Origin of the sequence: Pseudomonas sp. YuFO20, from assembly GCF_035064975.1 — a bacterium.
Taxonomy (GTDB): Bacteria; Pseudomonadota; Gammaproteobacteria; order Pseudomonadales; family Pseudomonadaceae; genus Aquipseudomonas; species Aquipseudomonas putida_AE.
The window spans coordinates 40670-58243 of the sequence record NZ_JAXDEO010000044.1; the positions used below are offsets into that span (position 1 = coordinate 40670).

The 17574-nt window shown below is 60.9% G+C and carries 20 protein-coding genes; 16 read left to right on the forward strand and 4 right to left on the reverse strand.

The genetic code is table 11. From position 1 onward, the window contains the following. The first annotated feature begins 101 nt into the window (after positions 1-101). From benA to SOP85_RS22585, 4 genes are all read left to right on the forward strand, one after another. Positions 102-1466, forward strand: coding sequence for a benzoate 1,2-dioxygenase large subunit (gene benA / locus SOP85_RS22570; RefSeq protein ID WP_323608056.1), 1365 nt, complete (start codon positions 102-104; stop codon positions 1464-1466). Then, positions 1463-1951: a benzoate 1,2-dioxygenase small subunit gene (gene benB / locus SOP85_RS22575; RefSeq protein ID WP_323628291.1), complete on the forward strand. Its 489-nt coding sequence runs from the start codon at positions 1463-1465 to the stop codon at positions 1949-1951. Before benA ends, benB begins: the two co-directional genes overlap by 4 nt. Positions 1952-1961: 10 nt before the next feature. Then, a complete protein-coding gene (gene benC / locus SOP85_RS22580) occupies positions 1962-2975 on the forward strand; it encodes a benzoate 1,2-dioxygenase electron transfer component BenC (RefSeq protein ID WP_274077409.1) in 1014 nt (337 codons plus the stop codon). A 134-nt stretch (positions 2976-3109) separates the two neighbouring features. After that, positions 3110-3883 (forward strand): 1,6-dihydroxycyclohexa-2,4-diene-1-carboxylate dehydrogenase, encoded by a 774-nt coding sequence (locus SOP85_RS22585; RefSeq protein WP_274077408.1) that lies wholly within the window; start codon positions 3110-3112, stop codon positions 3881-3883. A gap of 10 nt (positions 3884-3893) precedes the next feature. On the opposite strand, the gene SOP85_RS22590 is transcribed toward SOP85_RS22585, so the two are convergent. Next, positions 3894-4256 carry an NUDIX hydrolase gene (locus SOP85_RS22590; protein ID WP_274077407.1) on the reverse strand — a complete coding sequence of 121 codons (363 nt, stop codon included), beginning with the start codon at positions 4254-4256 and terminating at the stop codon, positions 3894-3896. A 219-nt stretch (positions 4257-4475) separates the two neighbouring features. On the opposite strand from SOP85_RS22590, the gene SOP85_RS22595 reads away from it, so the two are divergent. The 5 genes from SOP85_RS22595 (at position 4476) to SOP85_RS22615 (ending at position 8430) form a co-directional block, all read left to right on the forward strand. After that, positions 4476-4673, forward strand: coding sequence for a DUF2188 domain-containing protein (locus SOP85_RS22595; protein WP_274077406.1), 198 nt, complete (start codon positions 4476-4478; stop codon positions 4671-4673). Between the two features lie 168 nt (positions 4674-4841). Next, positions 4842-5783, forward strand: coding sequence for a fatty acid desaturase (locus tag SOP85_RS22600; RefSeq protein ID WP_323628292.1), 942 nt, complete (start codon positions 4842-4844; stop codon positions 5781-5783). Between the two features lie 134 nt (positions 5784-5917). Continuing rightward, entirely contained in the window at positions 5918-6709 is a 792-nt protein-coding gene (locus SOP85_RS22605) for a phosphate/phosphite/phosphonate ABC transporter substrate-binding protein (protein WP_323628294.1), read from the forward strand. Positions 6710-6877: 168 nt separating this feature from the next. Further along, the gene (locus SOP85_RS22610) at positions 6878-7420 is read left to right on the forward strand and encodes a sigma-70 family RNA polymerase sigma factor (RefSeq protein ID WP_323628296.1); all 543 of its coding nucleotides are present in this window, start codon (positions 6878-6880) and stop codon (positions 7418-7420) included. After that, positions 7417-8430: an ABC transporter substrate-binding protein gene (locus SOP85_RS22615; protein WP_323628297.1), complete on the forward strand. Its 1014-nt coding sequence runs from the start codon at positions 7417-7419 to the stop codon at positions 8428-8430. Before SOP85_RS22610 ends, SOP85_RS22615 begins: the two co-directional genes overlap by 4 nt. Before the next feature lie 92 nt (positions 8431-8522). Here SOP85_RS22615 and SOP85_RS22620 read toward each other — a convergent pair whose 3' ends face one another. Next, positions 8523-8759 (reverse strand): hypothetical protein, encoded by a 237-nt coding sequence (locus SOP85_RS22620; RefSeq protein ID WP_274077401.1) that lies wholly within the window; start codon positions 8757-8759, stop codon positions 8523-8525. 180 nt (positions 8760-8939) lie between these two features. Here SOP85_RS22620 and SOP85_RS22625 point away from each other — a divergent pair, with 180 nt between their 5' ends. Together SOP85_RS22625 and SOP85_RS22630 are read left to right on the forward strand one after the other, a co-directional pair. Next, entirely contained in the window at positions 8940-9158 is a 219-nt protein-coding gene (locus SOP85_RS22625; protein WP_274077400.1) for a hypothetical protein, read from the forward strand. Positions 9159-9231: 73 nt separating this feature from the next. Further along, a complete protein-coding gene (locus SOP85_RS22630) occupies positions 9232-9570 on the forward strand; it encodes a hypothetical protein (RefSeq protein ID WP_274077399.1) in 339 nt (112 codons plus the stop codon). Between the two features lie 3 nt (positions 9571-9573). On the opposite strand, the gene SOP85_RS22635 is transcribed toward SOP85_RS22630, so the two are convergent. Continuing rightward, a complete protein-coding gene (locus SOP85_RS22635) occupies positions 9574-10143 on the reverse strand; it encodes an RrF2 family transcriptional regulator (protein ID WP_323628298.1) in 570 nt (189 codons plus the stop codon). A gap of 290 nt (positions 10144-10433) precedes the next feature. Between SOP85_RS22635 and SOP85_RS22640 the strand changes: the two genes are divergently transcribed. Continuing rightward, a complete protein-coding gene (locus tag SOP85_RS22640; RefSeq protein WP_323628299.1) occupies positions 10434-11636 on the forward strand; it encodes an NAD(P)/FAD-dependent oxidoreductase in 1203 nt (400 codons plus the stop codon). 395 nt (positions 11637-12031) lie between these two features. On the opposite strand, the gene SOP85_RS22645 is transcribed toward SOP85_RS22640, so the two are convergent. Then, entirely contained in the window at positions 12032-12637 is a 606-nt protein-coding gene (locus SOP85_RS22645) for a helix-turn-helix domain-containing protein (protein ID WP_032831756.1), read from the reverse strand. A gap of 268 nt (positions 12638-12905) precedes the next feature. Between SOP85_RS22645 and glnT the strand changes: the two genes are divergently transcribed. The 4 genes from glnT to SOP85_RS22665 all read left to right on the forward strand — a co-directional run bounded on the left by glnT (position 12906) and on the right by SOP85_RS22665 (position 17325). Then, positions 12906-14240, forward strand: coding sequence for a type III glutamate--ammonia ligase (gene glnT / locus SOP85_RS22650; protein WP_274077848.1), 1335 nt, complete (start codon positions 12906-12908; stop codon positions 14238-14240). A gap of 141 nt (positions 14241-14381) precedes the next feature. After that, a complete protein-coding gene (locus tag SOP85_RS22655) occupies positions 14382-15287 on the forward strand; it encodes a class II glutamine amidotransferase (protein WP_323628300.1) in 906 nt (301 codons plus the stop codon). Between the two features lie 11 nt (positions 15288-15298). Then, on the forward strand, positions 15299-15982 hold the full coding sequence (locus SOP85_RS22660; protein ID WP_046817537.1) for a protein glxC: 684 nt from the start codon (positions 15299-15301) through the stop codon (positions 15980-15982). Between the two features lie 20 nt (positions 15983-16002). Next, positions 16003-17325, forward strand: coding sequence for an FMN-binding glutamate synthase family protein (locus SOP85_RS22665; RefSeq protein WP_046817536.1), 1323 nt, complete (start codon positions 16003-16005; stop codon positions 17323-17325). The last annotated feature ends 249 nt before the right edge of the window (positions 17326-17574 follow it).

Sequence of the window (17574 nt, forward strand, 5' to 3'; positions counted from 1 at the left end):
CTGCACAAAACGGATAAAGGTCTGCACCCCGCGGATAGTCCGCCCCATCGCCCCGTCCTAGCATGACCCCTGCCTGGACAATAACAATGGAGGCGGCGGCCATGACCCTGCGACCCGAATATTTGCAATCCCTGCTTGAAGACGATCCAGAGCAGGGCCTCTATCGCTGCAAACGCGAGATGTTCACCGACCCCCGGTTGTTCGATCTGGAGATGGAACACATCTTCGAAGGCAACTGGCTGTACCTGGCGCACGAAAGCCAGATCCCCAACATCAACGATTTCTACACCACCACCATGGGGCGCCAGTCGATCTTCATCGCGCGCAACAAGGACGGTGTACTCAACGCCTTCATCAACGCCTGCAGTCATCGCGGCGCGACCCTGTGCCGGCACAAGTCCGGCAACAAAAGCTCGTACACCTGCCCGTTCCACGGCTGGACGTTCAACAACTCCGGCAAGCTGCTCAAGGTCAAGGACCCGGCCAACGCCGGCTACCCGTCGAGCTTCAACTGCGAAGGCTCCCACGACCTGACCAAGGTGGCGCGCTTCGAATCCTATCGCGGTTTCCTGTTCGGCAGCCTCAAGGCCGATGTGCTGCCGCTGGTCGAGCACCTGGGCGAGTCGGCGAAGATCATCGACATGATCGTCGACCAGTCCACCGACGGCCTGGAAGTGCTGCGCGGTTCTTCCAGCTACATCTACGAAGGCAACTGGAAACTCACCGCCGAAAACGGTGCCGACGGTTACCACGTCAGCTCCGTGCACTGGAACTATGCTGCCACCCAGAACCAGCGCAAACAGCGCGAAGCCGGTGACACCAACCCGACCATGAGCGCCGGCAGCTGGGCCAAGCAGGGCGGTGGTTTCTATTCCTTCGACAAGGGCCACATGCTGCTCTGGACCCGCTGGGCCAACCCCGAGGACCGTCCGCTGTACGAGCGTCGCGATGAGCTGGCGCAAGATTTCGGCAAGGCCCGCGCCGACTGGATGATCGAGAACTCGCGCAACCTGTGCCTGTACCCCAACGTCTACCTGATGGACCAGTTCAGCTCGCAGATCCGTATCGCCCGGCCGATCTCGGTCAACCGCACCGAAATCACCATCTACTGCATCGCCCCCAAGGGCGAAAGCGATCACGCGCGTTCGAGCCGGATTCGTCAGTACGAAGACTTCTTCAACGTCAGCGGCATGGCCACGCCGGACGACCTGGAAGAGTTCCGCTCCTGCCAGACCAGCTACCAGGGCAGCGTCACCACCTGGAACGACATGTCCCGTGGCGCCGAGCACTGGATCGAAGGCGCTGATGACGCGGCCAAGGAAATCGACCTGCACCCGCTGCTCAGCGGCGTGCGCACCGAAGACGAAGGCCTGTTCGTGCTGCAACACAAGTATTGGCAGCAGACCATGCTCAAGGCCCTGGCGGCCGAGCAGTCGAAACTGATCGCCGTGGAGGATGTGTTATGACCATTTCCTATGAAGCGGTGCGCGATTTCCTCTACCGCGAAGCGCGTTACCTCGATGACCGCCAGTGGGACGAGTGGCTGGAACTGTATGCCCCTGACGCGACCTACTGGATGCCGTCCTGGGACGACAACGACGAACTGACCGAGGACCCGCAGCGGGAAATCTCGCTGATCTGGTACGGCAACCGCACCGGCCTCGAAGACCGCATCTTCCGCATCAAGACCGAGCGTTCCAGTGCCACCGTGCCGGACACCCGCACGTCCCACAACATCAGCAACATCGAGCTGCTGGAACAAGCCGACGACCTGTGCAAGGTGCGCTTCAACTGGCACACCCTGAGCTTTCGCTACAAGACCGTCGACAGCTATTTCGGCAGCAGTTTCTACACCCTTGACGTACGCGGTGAAAACCCTCTGATCAAGGCCAAGAAAGTGATCCTGAAGAACGACTACGTTCGCCAGGTCATCGATGTTTACCACTTGTGAGGCTGCCGTCATGACCCATTCCATTGCGTTCAACTTCGAAGACGGCGTCACCCGGTTCATCGACGCCAATGCCGGCGAAACCGTGGCCGATGCCGCGTACCGCCAGGGCATCAATATTCCGCTGGACTGCCGTGACGGCGCCTGCGGCACCTGCAAGTGTTTTGCCGAAGCGGGCAGCTACGACCTGGGCGATGAGTACATCGAAGACGCCTTAAGCCCCGAAGAAGCCGGGCAAGGTTATGTCCTGACCTGCCAGATGCGCGCCAAGAGCGATTGCGTGGTGCGGGTGCCGGTGTCCTCGGATGTCTGCCGCACCAGCCAGGCCAGCTATGACGCTACCATCAGCGCCGTGCGCCAGTTGTCCGACAGCACCATTGCCCTGTCGATCAAGGGCGAGTCCTTGAGCAAGCTGGCGTTCCTCCCGGGTCAGTATGTGAACCTGGGCATTCCCGGCAGCGAGCAGACCCGCGCCTATTCGTTCAGCTCGTTGCAGCGCGACGGTGAAGTCAGCTTCCTGATTCGCAACGTGCCCGGCGGCCTGATGAGCAGCTTCCTCACCGGCATGGCCAAGGCCGGCGACAGCATGAGCCTGGCCGGGCCCCTGGGCAGTTTCTATCTGCGCGATATCCGCCGGCCGTTGTTGCTGCTGGCGGGCGGTACCGGGCTGGCGCCGTTCACCGCGATGCTGGAGAAGATCGCCGAGCAGGGCAGTGAACACCCGCTGCACCTGATCTACGGCGTGACCCACGACTTCGACCTGGTGGAACTCGACCGCCTGGAAGCCTTCGCCGCCCGCATCCCCAACTTCACCTACAGCGCCTGCGTGGCCAGCCCCGACAGCCAGCACCCGCGCAAGGGCTACGTGACCCAGCACATCGAACCCAAGCACTTGAACGATGGCGACGTAGATCTGTACCTGTGCGGCCCGCCGCCGATGGTCGAAGCGGTCAGCCAGTTCATCCGTGAGCAGGGCATTGCGCCGGCCAATTTCTACTACGAGAAATTCGCCGCCAGCGCGGCCTGAACCCACTCCATACGACGACGCCTCCCCTGTAGGAACTGCCGCAGGCTGCGATCTTTTGATTTTGTTTTTTACAATCAAGATCAAACGATCGCAGCTTGCGGCAGCTCCTACAGGGGGCGGCGTGTGAGGTACACATGAACAGATTCCACGACAAAGTCGCGCTGATCACCGGGGCGGCCCAGGGCATCGGGCGGTGCGTTGCCGAGCGCATGGCCGCTGAAGGCGCGAAGCTGATCCTGGTCGATCGCTCGGACCTGGTGTTCGAAGTGCAGCAACAACTGGCCCCGCACAGCCAGGTCCTGGCACTGACCGCCGACCTTGAGCAATACGAGGAATGCAACCGGGTCATGCAAACCGCCATCGAGCGTTTCGCTCGTCTCGACGTGCTGGTCAACAACGTCGGCGGGACCATCTGGGCCAAGCCGTTCGAGCACTACGAAGCGGCGCAGATCGAGGCCGAGGTGCGCCGTTCGCTGTTCCCGACCCTGTGGTGCTGCCATGCCGCCTTGCCGTACATGTTGGAGCAGGGCAGTGGCGCTATCGTCAACGTGTCGTCGATCGCCACCCGCAGCGTCAACCGTGTGCCCTACGGCGCAGCAAAGGGCGGGGTGAATGCGCTGACCGCGTGCCTGGCGTTCGAAACCGCCGGTCGCGGCGTTCGGGTCAACGCCACAGCACCCGGCGGCACCGAGGCACCGCCGCGGCGAGTGCCGCGCAATGCGGCCGAGCAGACTGAGCAAGAGAAGGTCTGGTACCAGCAGATCGTCGATCAGACCCTCGACAGCAGTTTGATGAAGCGTTACGGCACGCTGGATGAGCAGGCCGGCGCCATTCTGTTCCTCGCCAGCGACGAGGCGTCCTACATCACCGGCATGGTCATGCCGGTGGGCGGTGGCGATCAGGGCTGAGGCGGGTGAGCTACAGGCGACGCCGAAATGCGCTGATGATCCGCAGCGTGGCGTCGCTGGGGTTGAGGTTTTGCACCGAATCCAGCGGGTACCAGAGGCAATCGAAAATCTCGTTTAGCGGTCGCGCCTGCTCCGCATCGAGCAACGATGCTTCGTAGACATAGTGTCGGGTGCCCCCTGTTTCGAGTTCCATCAGGTACAGCATATCCTCGGCGCCCAGCCCTGTTTCTTCCTGCAACTCGCGCAATGCAGCATCCTGCACGGTCTCACCGCGCTCGACCTTGCCGCCGGGCAACATCCAGCGACTTCTGGCCTTGCGCACCATGAGGATATGGCGGTCGTGCTCGCAAATGACGGTTGCACGTACTTTCATCTGTTCATTCAATCCAGGCTGTCACATAAGTGTAACAAAAATGCAATATTCGGGCCGTAATCCATTGCAAGCTTTCCTGGACATTTTGAACAACAAAGGTGTCTAAAAGTGCAATCTCGCTGCCACTGGCCTGACTCGACGTCTGGTCGGCCTCTTCACGGCAGGGGGGTGTAAGGTAGGCAAGTCAACCCTGTGATCACTGCCAAGATGGAGGTGACTATGAGCGTTCCGATGTTGAACAAGATGCACATGAACGGCTATGACGTACTGAGTGTGAACAACGGCCCATGGCGGGTCTGCACCCAGGGCGACCGGCTGGGCTCGTTTGCCAGTCGGGAAGAGGCGCTGGCCTTTGCGGCTGCGCTGCCGGGTTATAAAGCCCGCTCAACCAAGCCTCGCAATCAGCAAGCGACATGAAGGCAGGCTCAAGGCCCAGGTCCTATGGAAACCGGGTCTTGATTGCGCAACCAATGTGGGAGCGAACAGCTCCCACAATTGATCCCTGTAGAATTCGACAAAAATAATCTGCAAGAAAACCCGGCGCCGTTGCACAGAAGGGGACTGGTCCCCGATCCGAGCAACGCCATGCCCCATTACTTCGACAACGCCCACCGTGTAGAAATCGACACCTTGCGCCAACGCCTGACCGCTCGCACCGAGTGGCCGACCTGGCTGCTGCTGATCGGCGTGTACGCCGGCTGGTTCGGCATCATGCTGGGCGGTCACTGGTTGGGCCTGTGGTGCAGCACGTTGTTGTTGATCCCGTTGCTGGTGCTCTGGTTGTCGCTGCAGCACGAACTGCTGCACGGTCATCCCACCCGCTGGGTATGGCTGAACAAGATCCTCGGCTACGCGCCGTTCGCCGTGTGGTATCCCTACACCCTGTATCGCGACAGCCATCTGTTGCATCACCGCGATGAAGACCTGACCCTGCCGGGCCGTGATCCGGAAAGCCGCTACCTGAGCGCCGGGCAGTGGCAGGGCAGTTCAGTGTTCGAACAAGGCCTGCACTGGCTGAACAAAACCGTGCTGGGGCGTTTCCTCCTGGGCGCTCCGCTGGCTTTGCTGGCGCTGGCAAGGGAAGAACTGCAGCGTTTGAAGGCGGGTGAGCGACAGGCCTGGTTGATGTGGTTGAGCCACGGCACGTTGACCCTGTTGATGTTGCTGTTCATCGCCCGCTACAGCGTGCTGCCGGTGTGGCATTACCTGTTGCTGGTCAGCGTGCCGGCGCTGTCGATTGCCATGATTCGCTCCTACTACGAACACCGGCCCCATGCCGCGCCCGAGCACAGGACGGTCCTCAATGAAGCCGCCTGGCCGTGGCGCTGGCTGTTCCTGAACCTCAACCTGCACCTGGTGCACCACGATTTGCCGGGGCTGCCCTGGTACGACTTGCCCCGCGCTTATCAGGCGCGTCGCGAGCAATGGCTGGCGCGCAGCGGCGGGTTTCTGGTGCAGGGTTATGGCCAGTTATGGCGCCGGCACGGGGTGAAGGCCATCGACAGCCCGCGGCACCCTTTTCACTGATTGCGAATGAATTCCCTGTGGGAGCGAGCTTGCTCGCGAAGAGGCCATGACATCCAACATTGATGTGCCTGCCACGCCGCTATCGCGAGCAAGCTCGCTCCCACATTTGAATGTCGTTGTATTGGAATATTTCGATGACACAACACCTGGCTGAATTACTGATGTACGTCGCCCCCGAACCGGTCCGCCAAGCCAACGAGCGCTGGCTGGCACTCATCCTCCAGCAACTGGGCGCCACGCGCCGCGATGCCGAGGGCCTTTCGCTACTGGACCTCTGGCTGTCGCCGCACTTGCTGCTGACGCAAACCTGCGGCTACCCGCTGATGACCGTGTTGCGTGGGCGAGTGCGGGTCATCGGTCGTCCTCGTTACGAACTGCCGGACGCCAGCGGCGGCAATCATTGCAGCCTGTTGCTCAGTCGCGCCGATGATCCACGGCGCAGCTTGCCCGCATTTCGCGGCAGCCGTGGCGTGATCAACGGCGAAGATTCCAACAGCGGCATGAACCTGCTGCGTCACCGCCTGGCTGCGCTGCAACGAGAGGGGCAGTTTTTTGCCCGTGTCGGAGTCAGCGGCAGCCACCGGGAAAGCCTGCGCTGGCTGCGTGAAGACAAAGCGGACCTGGCGGCCATCGACAGCGTGACCTTTGCCTATCTGGCGCGACACGCCGAAGACGAAGTGGCTGGCTTGCGAATAGTCGGTCGCAGTGCATTCAGCCCGACCTTGCCGTTCATCACGGCCGCGAGCGCCACCGATGCACAGGTCGCGGAGCTGCAGCAGGTGATGAACATGACGCTGCAGCAATTGCCCGAAGTCCGCGAAATCCTCGGTCTGCAAGAGGTATTGCCGGCCAGCGAAAGCGACTATCAAATCGTTCTCGACTATCAGCGAGAGGCCGAGGATTTGGGGTACGGACGATTAAGGTAGGCAGGATCTTCACCTGTAGGAGTTGTCTCGCGAAGCGAGGCTGCGATCTTTTGATCTTAAAAAGGAATATAAAAATTCTTTTTTAGTATTATTAATGAATAAGGCTCCTTGCTAGGATCGCGCCACCGGATCACCGGACATTCTGCGACCCCTAACCTTGGAGCCTCTATGTCCGGCACCGACCTTTCCCATCGCAACGACGTGGGCGCATTGTTCCGCGACCATCACCCTTGGCTGTGCGCTCGGTTGCGCCGGCACCTGGGCGCCAGTTCCAGCGTCGAAGACATTGCGGCCGAGACCTTCCTGCAGTTGCTCGAATCGCCAGCACTGACCCCGATCCGCGAGCCCCGCGCCTTGCTCACCACCATTGCCCAGCGCTTGCTCTATCAGCTGTGGCGCCGTCGCGACCTGGAACGCCAGCACCTCGAACAGTTGCAACAGGTTGATCAACAGCAAGCGATCTCGCCTGAAGAACAGGCGCAACTGACCCAAACATTACATGGCCTCGACCGTACCCTTGAACGCTTGCCGGGCAAGGTTCGGGCGACCTTCCTGTTGTCGCGAGTCGACGGCCTGTCCTACCCGCAGATTGCCGCCCGATTGGGCATTTCCCAACGCTCGGTCAGCGATTACATGACGCGCTCCCAAGCCCTGTGTGCCCGGCACTGCGCCAACCAACCCTTGAATTCCCTGAACTGGAGGTCTGCATGAAATCGCTCAAAACCTTGCTCGGCAGTTCGCTGCTGGCCCTGAGCCTGGTGGCAACCCAGGTTCCGGCTACAGAAAAAGCCACGCCGATCCACTTCGGCGACATCACCTGGGAAAGCGGCAGCCTGATCACCGAGATCCTGCGCTTGATCGTCGAGAAAGGTTACGGCTACCCGACCGATACCTTGCCGGGCAGCACCGTCAGCCTCGAAGCGGCACTGGCCAAAAACGATATCCAGGTGATCGGCGAAGAATGGGCCGGGCGCAGTCCGGCGTGGGTCAAAGCCGCTGCAGAGGGCAAAGTGTTCGGTCTGGGCGACACGGTCAAAGGCGCCACCGAAGGCTGGTGGGTGCCGGAATACGTGATCAAGGGCGACCCAGAACGAGGCATCAAGCCCCTGGCCCCGGAACTGAAATCCGTCGCCGACCTGACCCGCTACAAGGACGTGTTCCGCGACCCGGAAGACCCGGGCCGTGGACGCTTCCTCAACAGCCCGACCGGCTGGACCTCTGAGATCGTCAACAGCCAGAAACTCAAGGCCTATGGCCTGACCGACAGCTTCGTCAACTTCCGCACCGGATCGGGTGCGGCACTGGATGCCGAGGTGGCGTCGTCGATCCGTCGCGGCAAACCGGTGCTGTTCTACTACTGGTCGCCGACGCCGCTGCTGGGGCGTTTCAAACTGGTGAAACTCGACGAGCCGGCGTTCGACGCCGAAGCCTGGAAGACCTTGGCCGACGCCAACAACCCGCATCCAAAGGGCACCCGGTCAATGCCGGCGAGCCTGGCGATCGGCGTGTCCGCGCCTTTCAAGGCGCAGTACCCGGACCTGGTGGCGTTCTTCGAAAAGGTCGACCTGCCGATCGACCTGCTCAACCATACCCTCGGCCAAATGAGCGAAAAGCGCCTGCAACCGCGTCAGGTGGCAGAAGCCTTCCTGCGGGATCAGCCGCAGGTGTGGAAGGGCTGGGTGCCGGAAGAGGTGGCTGAGCGTGTCACCGCGAAATTGTAAGCGGGTTTTCTGAATCGGTGCTGCAGCCCGCCAGCACCGTGATCAGGGTAGCGAGGATGCAGAGTGCCCTTTTCACCCCGTGCCCCCCGCTATTAGGCCTTGTGTCGACTGATGATCTTGGCCTTCACTTCCTCGGCATAACCCGACAGCCGTTGTTCATCGCCCTGGAACAAATCGCACAGGCGCTTCACGGCTTCGGCGTCGACCTCGTTGCCTGACAGGCGCAATCGTTCGGCGATGCGCAACAGCTCAACCGCCGACCAGCGCAGGTCCGATGCCAGCCCTTGCAGATCACGCCGAAGCGTTTGTTCATGTTCGTTAAGCCACATGACTGATCTCCCGTAACTTCGTGCTACGAAATTTTAGACCCATTCCCGCGGCGGGGCGTAGTGTTCTTCTGATGCCAAAGGGCTACCTTTGGTCGGGAATTTTGCGCCCTTCGCAAGATTCGCTGTCGTTTGCTGTCGTATTGAAGTGCCGACATTTTACCAGGGCAGGGTCCATTCAAAATGACGACAACCGATGACTTCCGGGCGCATGCCCAGGAACTGAAGGCCGATCTGGATGCGGCCACCAGCGAAATGATGAAGCTGATTTCCGAGCACCAGTTCAGCGGGGCGGAATGGGAGCGGGTCAGTTTATGGCAACACGAAGCCTTCGAACGATGGACGACTTATCTCAACGAGCGAACCTACCCGGACACCGGCGATCAAAGCGTCGGTCACTGAGGCTCGATGCAACAAAATGGCTGTCAGCGCGGCAACAGGCTACATTTTATTTTTTCAGGTTTAAGGATGCTTCATGAGTCGAGTGTTGATGGGGGGAGTGGTAATGGCGTTGCTGGCGGGGTGTTCGTTGCCCGCGTCCCTGGTGCCAGGGGAGCCGAACTACAATAAGCCGAGCGACAAATTACCCAAGGAAGTAGCAGCGTGTGTATTGCCGGCATGGCAAAAAGAGATCGCCAAGACGACACAGACATCGATTTCCAACGGCTACCGGATCACCGCGCCTAGCATCATAACCGCCGATGAAGTGCTGGATATCGTCAAGTACAAGGACGGCAGTCGGGTTTCGCTTTACCAGGGGCCGCCGTGGGCAAAGTCAGGGGTCATGCGCCAGGCGGTGCGGGACTGCCTGTAGGGTTCAGCCGTCGATCTCGGTGACCTGGATAAGCTGATCGACATTGCCCTGGGCACTCGCGGTGCCTTTCTTTTCCCGCCGATCATTCATCCAGCTCTCGACCTGCGCATTGAACTGCGCCGGTGCTTTTCGCCCGACCCTCCTGGCGATGTCCAGGATGGTCTGCTGGGCGAGGGCTTCTTCCATGCGCTTCTGCGCAGTCAACATGGCGCCGTGCACCGAGCAATGGCCGTCCACTGCCCATTTGGGCACCTCGCCTGCAAATAACGCACAACGACCGCGGATTTCCCGACATTCGAAAATGGCCTTGGCCCCGTCGATGGCATTGACGATGTCCAGCAGGCTGATCTCATCGGCGGGCCGCGCCAGCTTGAAGCCGCCACGCACGCCTTCGGTGGCGACTACCAGTTTTGCCTTGGCCAGTTTGGTGAAGATTTTTGCCAGATAGTCCAGCGGCACGCCTTGCAACTCTGCAAGGTCCCGCACGCTCGCCTCGCGGGTCTCACCACCATTGCCCACCAGGAAAATCAGGCAGTGAATGCCGTACTCGACACCCGCGCTGTAAAGAGACATATCGATCTCCGACTAATGTAGTCGTAAATATTAGCAGCTGACCCTTGGCCGGGCAACGATCGCGATTTTTCTCCAGGCGCTGCAAACGCTTTCCAGGCTGCGGATTCAACGCGGTTTTGCCGCTGTATCGATGGGATCGATTCGAACCATTGAGAAAAACATCTTGCTCGATTTAACTGCGATCAATAAAGTCGTAGTTATCAGGTCGGGAGCGAAAGCGGCATCCAAGCGAATGCGAGTGCCAACCCCCTGAGCCCATTTCATTGCCTGTTTTTCCCCTGGAGTTAAAAATGAAACAACGCATCCTGGTAATTGGCGCAGGTTTTGGTGGCATGTGGACCGCTTTGAGCGCTACTCGCCTGTTCGATATCCACGGCCACAATGACGTTGAGGTGACGGTGCTGGCGCCTCAAGCCGAACTGCGTGTGCGTCCACGCTTCTACGAGCCGAACGCCCACCAACTGGCCGCGCCGATCGGCGAACTGTTCGATGAGATCGGCGTGCGGTTCATCAAGGGCGCCGCCGAGACTATCTACGTCGAGCAAAAACGTGTGGGTTACGTGGATGCCCAGGGCGAAAAACAAGTCTGCATCTACGACAAACTCGTTCTGGCCACCGGCAGCCGGCTCGCCCTGCCGGACACCCCGGGTGTGGCCGAACATGCATTCGACGTCGACCAGATCGAACAGGCCATGCGCCTGGAAGCCCACCTCAAGTCCCTGGTCAACCAGCCGCAGAGCCAGTCTCGCAACACGGTCGTGGTCGCCGGCGGTGGCTTCACCGGCATCGAAACGGCGACTGAAATGCCCACCCGTTTGCGCGCTATCCTGGGGGAGGGGGCGGACATCAACGTGATCATCGTCGATCGTGGGAATAAGGTCGGCGGCTCCATGGGCGCGCAAATCGCCGAGAAGATTGCCGAAGCCAGTGAGGAAACCGGGGTGAAATGGCAGCTCAACGCCTCAGTGGTCGCCGTCGATGAAAACGGCGTGACCCTGTCCGACGGCCAGCGCATCGACGCCAGGACCGTGATCTGGACCACCGGCGTGCGTGCCAGCTCGCTGACCGAGCAGATCCCCGCCGAACGCGACCATCTGGGCCGACTGCACGTCGACGCTCACCTGCAAGTCATCGGCCAGCCCGACATCTTCGCCACCGGCGACGTGGCTTACGCGGCCAGCGATGACATCGGCAACCATGCACTGATGACCTGCCAGCACGCCATCGTGCTGGGCCGTCATGCCGGCAACAACGTTGCCGCACAGATCCTCGGCGTGGACCCGACACCGTACAGCCAGCCGAAATACGTGACCTGCCTGGACCTGGGGGCCTGGGGAGCGGTGTACACCGAAGGTTGGGACCGCCAGGTCAAGCTGACCCGGCAGGAAGGCAAGTCGCTGAAGACCCAGATCAACACCGTGTGGATCTACCCACCGGCGGCCAACCGTGAAAGCGCGTGGGCGGCAGCGGATCCGTTGATTCCGATCGCGTGAATGGGGTGAGGTTGTGTGATTGAAAAAATCCCGTCCGGAATATCCGGGCGGGATTTTTAAATGCAAATGGACATTTCTCCGTAGGAGCCGGCTTGCTGGCGATGCGAGGGTGGCCGTTATGCTGCCTTCGCTGGCAAGCCAGCTCCTACAGGATCTGCGGGGTATGTTGGGTTTGTGGCATGACGCGCCTCTTTGGGCCCGGCTTGCTGGCGATGCGAGGGCGGCCATGATGCTGCCTTCGCTGGCAAGCCAGCTCCTACAGGTTTTCGGGTGCCTGCGGATTGTGGGGCAGTACACAAATCTGTAGGAGCCGGCTTGCTGGCGATGCGAGGGTGGCCGTTATGCTGACTTCGCTGGCCCAGCACCTACGGGGAAAGACAAAGAGCCCTTCGAAATCATTCTTTGTCGCTACCGTAGTTCATGATCGACAACAACCGGATCGGCACCTGCACCAATTCCTCCGGCCCATGGGGAATTTCCCCTTCGAAGGTCAGGCTGTCCCCGGCCTCCATGCGATACAGCTGATTGCCATGGCGATAAATCAACTCACCTTCCAGCAAATGCAAAAACTCCGTCCCCGGGTGGGAGAAGGTCGGAAACTCTTCACTGGCGTCATCCATGCTCACCATGTAGGCCTCGAAACTCTTCTTCGGGCCACGGGTGTGATTGAGCAAATGGTAGGTATGACCTTTCTCGGTCCCGCGACGAACCACCTCCATCCCCTGATCAGCCTTGACCAATAACGCGCTGCCATCCTGCTGGTCGTACTCGCTGAACAGTTTCGACAGCGGCAGGCCCAGCACGTCACACAGACGGCTGAGGGTGTCGAGGCTGGTGGAGACCTGGGCGTTTTCGATCTTGCTCAACATGCCCTGGCTGATATCGGCAATCTTGGCCACATCGGCCAGTTTCAGGTCCTGGGCCTGGCGCTGACGCTTGATCTGCAAACCCAGGTATTGCTCAAGTTTGAGGCGCGGGGCGGTTTCGGTCGGCATAGTCATCAGATCCTGCACACTTTCCGTTCAGTAATATTAGTTTCGCACTGGGAAAGTGCAAATCGCGGCGTCCGGGCGCGCATATACCGATCAATATTCCCATGGGGAAAAGATTTTTCCCATATAAACAGCACAGATAACGCTTTTCACGAGTCACTCGCGAAGCTGGCAAGGGCCTTGCATTCCTATTGGGAAACAAACTTTCTTTTCAGGAATAAAGAGAAAGTCAGGGCCAACCCACAACTGATTTGCCTTTCGCGAGGAGTGACGAGCAATGTTGCCAGCAGAAACACAGCGCATTATCGACAAGCACGGGATCAAGTACGTGCTTGCGCAGTTTGTCGATATCCATGGCGCGGCCAAGACCAAATCGGTGCCGATCTGTGGGCTCAAGACGGTGGCCGAAGAGGGCGCCGGTTTTGCCGGGTTCGCGATCAGTGGCATGGGCATGGAGCCCCACGGTCCAGACTTCATGGCCCGCGGCGACCTGTCCACGCTGACACCGGTGCCCTGGCAGCCGGGGTATGGCCGGGTGGTGTGCGTCGGTCACGTCGATGGCAAACCCCATCCCTATGACAGCCGTTACGTGTTGCAGCAGCAGATCCGCCGTCTGGAGGACAAGGGATGGACCCTCAATACCGGCCTGGAGCCGGAGTTCAACCTGATGCGTCGCGACGAGCAAGGCAAGCTGCAACTGGTCGACCTCAGCGACAACCTGGACAAGCCTTGCTACGACTACAAAGGCCTGTCGCGCTCCCGGGTGTTCCTCGAGCGCCTGACCGAAGCCTTGCAGGCGGTGGATTTCGAGGTCTATCAAATCGATCACGAAGACGCCAACGGCCAGTTCGAGATCAACTACACCTACAGCGACGCCATGACCTCGGCGGATCGCTTCACCTTCTTTCGCATGGCCGCCGGCGAGATCGCCAATGACTTGGGCATGATCTGTTCGTTCATGCCCAAGCCCGACCCGAAACGCGCCGGCAACGGCATGCACTTTCACCTGTCGATCAGCAGCGCCGAGAACAAGAACCTGTTCCATGACGCCAGCGACCCGAGCGGCATGGGCCTGTCGAAAATGGCCTATCACTTCGCTGCCGGCTTGCTGGCTCATGGGCCGGCGCTGTGTGCCTTCGCCGCCCCCACGGTGAACTCCTACAAACGCCTGGTGGTGGGCAATTCGTTGTCCGGTGCGACCTGGGCACCGGCGTTCATCGCCTTTGGTGCCAACAACCGCTCGGCAATGGTCCGGGTGCCTTATGGCCGCCTGGAATTTCGCCTGCCGGACGCCGGTTGCAATCCCTATCTGGTCAGCGCCGCGATCATCGCCGCGGGCCTGGACGGCATCGACCGCCAGCTGGAAATCGATCACGTCTGCAACGAAAACCTCTACAGCCTGAGCCTGGAGCAGATCGCCGCCCGCGGCATCAAGACCCTGCCGCAGTCGCTCAAGGAAGCCTGCGATGCGCTGGAGGCCGACCCGTTGTTCGCCGAAGTGCTGGGCCCGCAGATCGTCGGCGAGTTCATCAAGCTCAAGCGCATGGAGTGGGTGGAGTACAGCCGCCATGTGAGTGACTGGGAAATCGCGCGCTATACGGAGTTTTTCTGAGGTTGCTGGGCGGCAGCTACGAGTTGCAAGCGTCGAGCCGCAAGTAACAGCGGGTTGGCGGCGTGTCACGAATATTTCTATCTATGCGGATTGCTTGCAGCTCAAAGCTTGCAGCTCCCGAACGAAGTGAGGACTGTTCTAATGTGCGGAATCGTAGGTCTTTACCTGAAAAACCCGCAGCTGGAATCCCGGCTGGGCCAGCTTTTCGAACCGATGTTGCAGGCCATGACCGATCGTGGCCCGGACAGTGCCGGCTTCGCCATCTATGGCGATGAAGTGGCCGATGGCTGGGTCAAGCTGACCCTGCAGGCCACCACCGAAAGCTTCGACTGGAGCGCCCTGATGGGTGAACTGGAAGGCCGTCTTGGTTGCTCGCTGGACTGGTTTCAGAACGCCAGCGCCGCCGTCTTGAAGATCAACGCCGAGGAGGCGCCGGTACGCCTGGCCCTCGCCGAACTGGCGCCGGGCGTGCGCATCATGAGCGCCGGGCAGAGCATCGAAATCCTCAAGGGCATGGGCTTGCCCCAGGAGATTTCCCAACGCTTCGGCCTGGCCGGCATGCAGGGCAGCCATATCATCGGCCATACCCGCATGGCCACCGAAAGCGCGGTGACCATGGAAGGCAGCCACCCGTTTTCCACCGGCGCCGACCTGTGCCTGGTGCACAACGGCTCGCTGTCCAACCACTTCCGCCTGCGCCAGGAACTCAAGCGTGAGGGCATCAAGTTCGAAACCGACAACGACACCGAAGTGGCCGCCGGTTACCTGACCTGGCGCCTGCAGCAAGGCGACTCGTTGAAAGAGGCGCTGGACCATGCACTGGAGGATCTCGACGGTTTCTTCACCTTCGCCATCGGCACCCGCAACGGCTTTGCGGTGATCCGCGACCCGATCGCCTGCAAGCCGGCGATCCTCGCCGAGACTGACGACTACGTGGCCATGGCCTCGGAGTATCAGGCGCTGTCGAGCCTGCCGGGCATTGAAAACGCCAGGATCTGGGAGCCGGCACCGGCCACCTTGTACATCTGGGAACGCGAGTCAGCTTAAGGAGCGCACACATGAAAACCATCGATCTTTCCATCGCCAGCGTGCGCGACCTCAACCAGGCGCTGCATGACCAGGTGCACAACGTAGAAGACCGCGAATGGGTGGTGACCCACTCCAACGGCAAGCACAACCTCGCCGTTGGCGTGAACCAGGCCGTGTCCATCGATATCCAGGGGCATGCCGGTTACTACTGCGCCGGCATGAACCAGAAAGCGAGTATCACCGTTCACGGCAACGCCGGCGTCGGTGTCGCGGAAAACATGATGTCCGGCTGCGTGCGCATCAAGGGCAGTGCGTCCCAGGCCGCTGGCGCCACCGCCCATGGCGGTTTGCTGGTGATCGAAGGCGATGCCGGGGCCCGTTGCGGGATTTCCATGAAGGGCATCGACATCGTGGTCGGCGGCAGCATTGGTCACATGAGTTGCTTCATGGGCCAGGCCGGGCGCCTGGTGGTGTGCGGCGATGCCGGTGATGCGCTGGGCGATTCGCTGTACGAAACGCACATCTACGTGAAGGGCAGCGTCGCGTCCCTGGGCTCCGATTGCATCGAGAAAGAGATGCGCGCCGAGCACCTGGAGGAACTGCAGGTGCTGCTCAACCGCGCCGGTTTTGAGCACAAGGCGGCTGACTTCAAGCGCTATGGCTCGGCCCGTCAGTTGTACAACTTCAAAGTCGATAACGCGTCCGCGTACTGATCCACGCGAGGAGAATAGATATGAGCGAGAAAAATACTCCGGTGCTGCGCGAGTCCGCGACCTTCGACCGCCTGACCATCCAGGAAATCCAGCGCGCCGCCGAGACCGGCATCTATGACATTCGCGGCGGCGGCACCAAGCGCAAGGTCCCGCACTTCGATGATTTGCTGTTGCTCGGCGCCAGCGTGTCGCGCTATCCGCTGGAAGGCTATCGGGAAAAGTGCGGCACCGATGTGATCCTCGGCAACCGCTTCGCCAAGAAGCCGATCCACCTGAAGATCCCGGTGACCATCGCCGGCATGAGTTTCGGTGCGTTATCGGCCAATGCCAAGGAAGCCCTGGGCCGCGGCGCGACCATCGCCGGTACCAGCACCACCACCGGTGACGGCGGCATGACCCCGGAAGAGCGCGGGCAGTCGCAGCACCTGGTCTATCAGTACCTGCCGTCGCGCTACGGCATGAACCCGGATGACCTGCGCAAGGCCGACGCCATCGAAATCGTCCTGGGGCAGGGCGCCAAACCCGGTGGCGGCGGCATGTTGCTGGGCATGAAAGTCACCGAGCGGGTGGCCGGCATGCGCACCTTGCCGATCGGTGTCGACCAGCGCAGCGCCTGCCGTCACCCGGACTGGACCGGCCCGGATGACCTGGCGATCAAGATCGCCGAGCTGCGCGAAATCACTGATTGGGAAAAACCGATCTACGTGAAGATCGGCGCGAGCCGGCCGTACTACGACGTCAAGCTGGCGGTGAAGGCCGGGGCCGACGTGATTGTGCTCGATGGCATGCAAGGGGGCACGGCGGCGACCCAGGAAGTGTTTATCGAACACGTGGGCATCCCGATTTTGCCGGCCATCCCGCAAGCGGTACAGGCTTTGCAAGAGATGGGCATGCACCGCAAGGTCCAGCTGATCGTTTCGGGGGGGATTCGCAACGGAGCCGACGTGGCCAAAGCCATGGCGCTGGGCGCGGACGCGGTGGCGATTGGCACGGCGGCACTGATTGCGCTGGGCGACAACCACCCGCGCCTGGATGAAGAACTGCACAAGATTGGTTCAGCCGCCGGTTTTTATGACGACTGGCAGAACGGCCGCGACCCGGCCGGGATCACCACCCAGGACCCGGAGCTGTCCAAGCGCCTGGACCCGGTGGAAGGCGGTCGCCGACTGGCCAATTATTTGCGGGTGTTGGTGCTGGAGGCACAGACCATGGCCCGGGCGTGCGGCAAGTCGCATTTGCACAACCTGGATCCGGAGGACCTGGTGGCGTTGACGGTGGAATCGGCGGCCATGGCACGGGTGCCGCTGGCGGGGACCAGCTGGATTCCGGGTTCGGGGTACTGATACCTGCTTCTGTAGGAGCCCGGCTTGCCGGCGAAGGCGCCCGAAAGATCGCCTTCGTCTGTAGGAGCCCGGCTTGCCGGCGAAGGCGTCCGAAAGATCGCCTTCGTCTGTAGGAGCCCGGCTTGCCGGCGAAGGCGCCCGAAAGATCGCCTTCGTCTGTAGGAGCCCGGCTTGCCGGCGAAGGCGCCCGAAAGATCGCCTTCGTCTGTAGGAGCCCGGCTTGCCGGCGAAGGCGCCCGAAAGATCGCC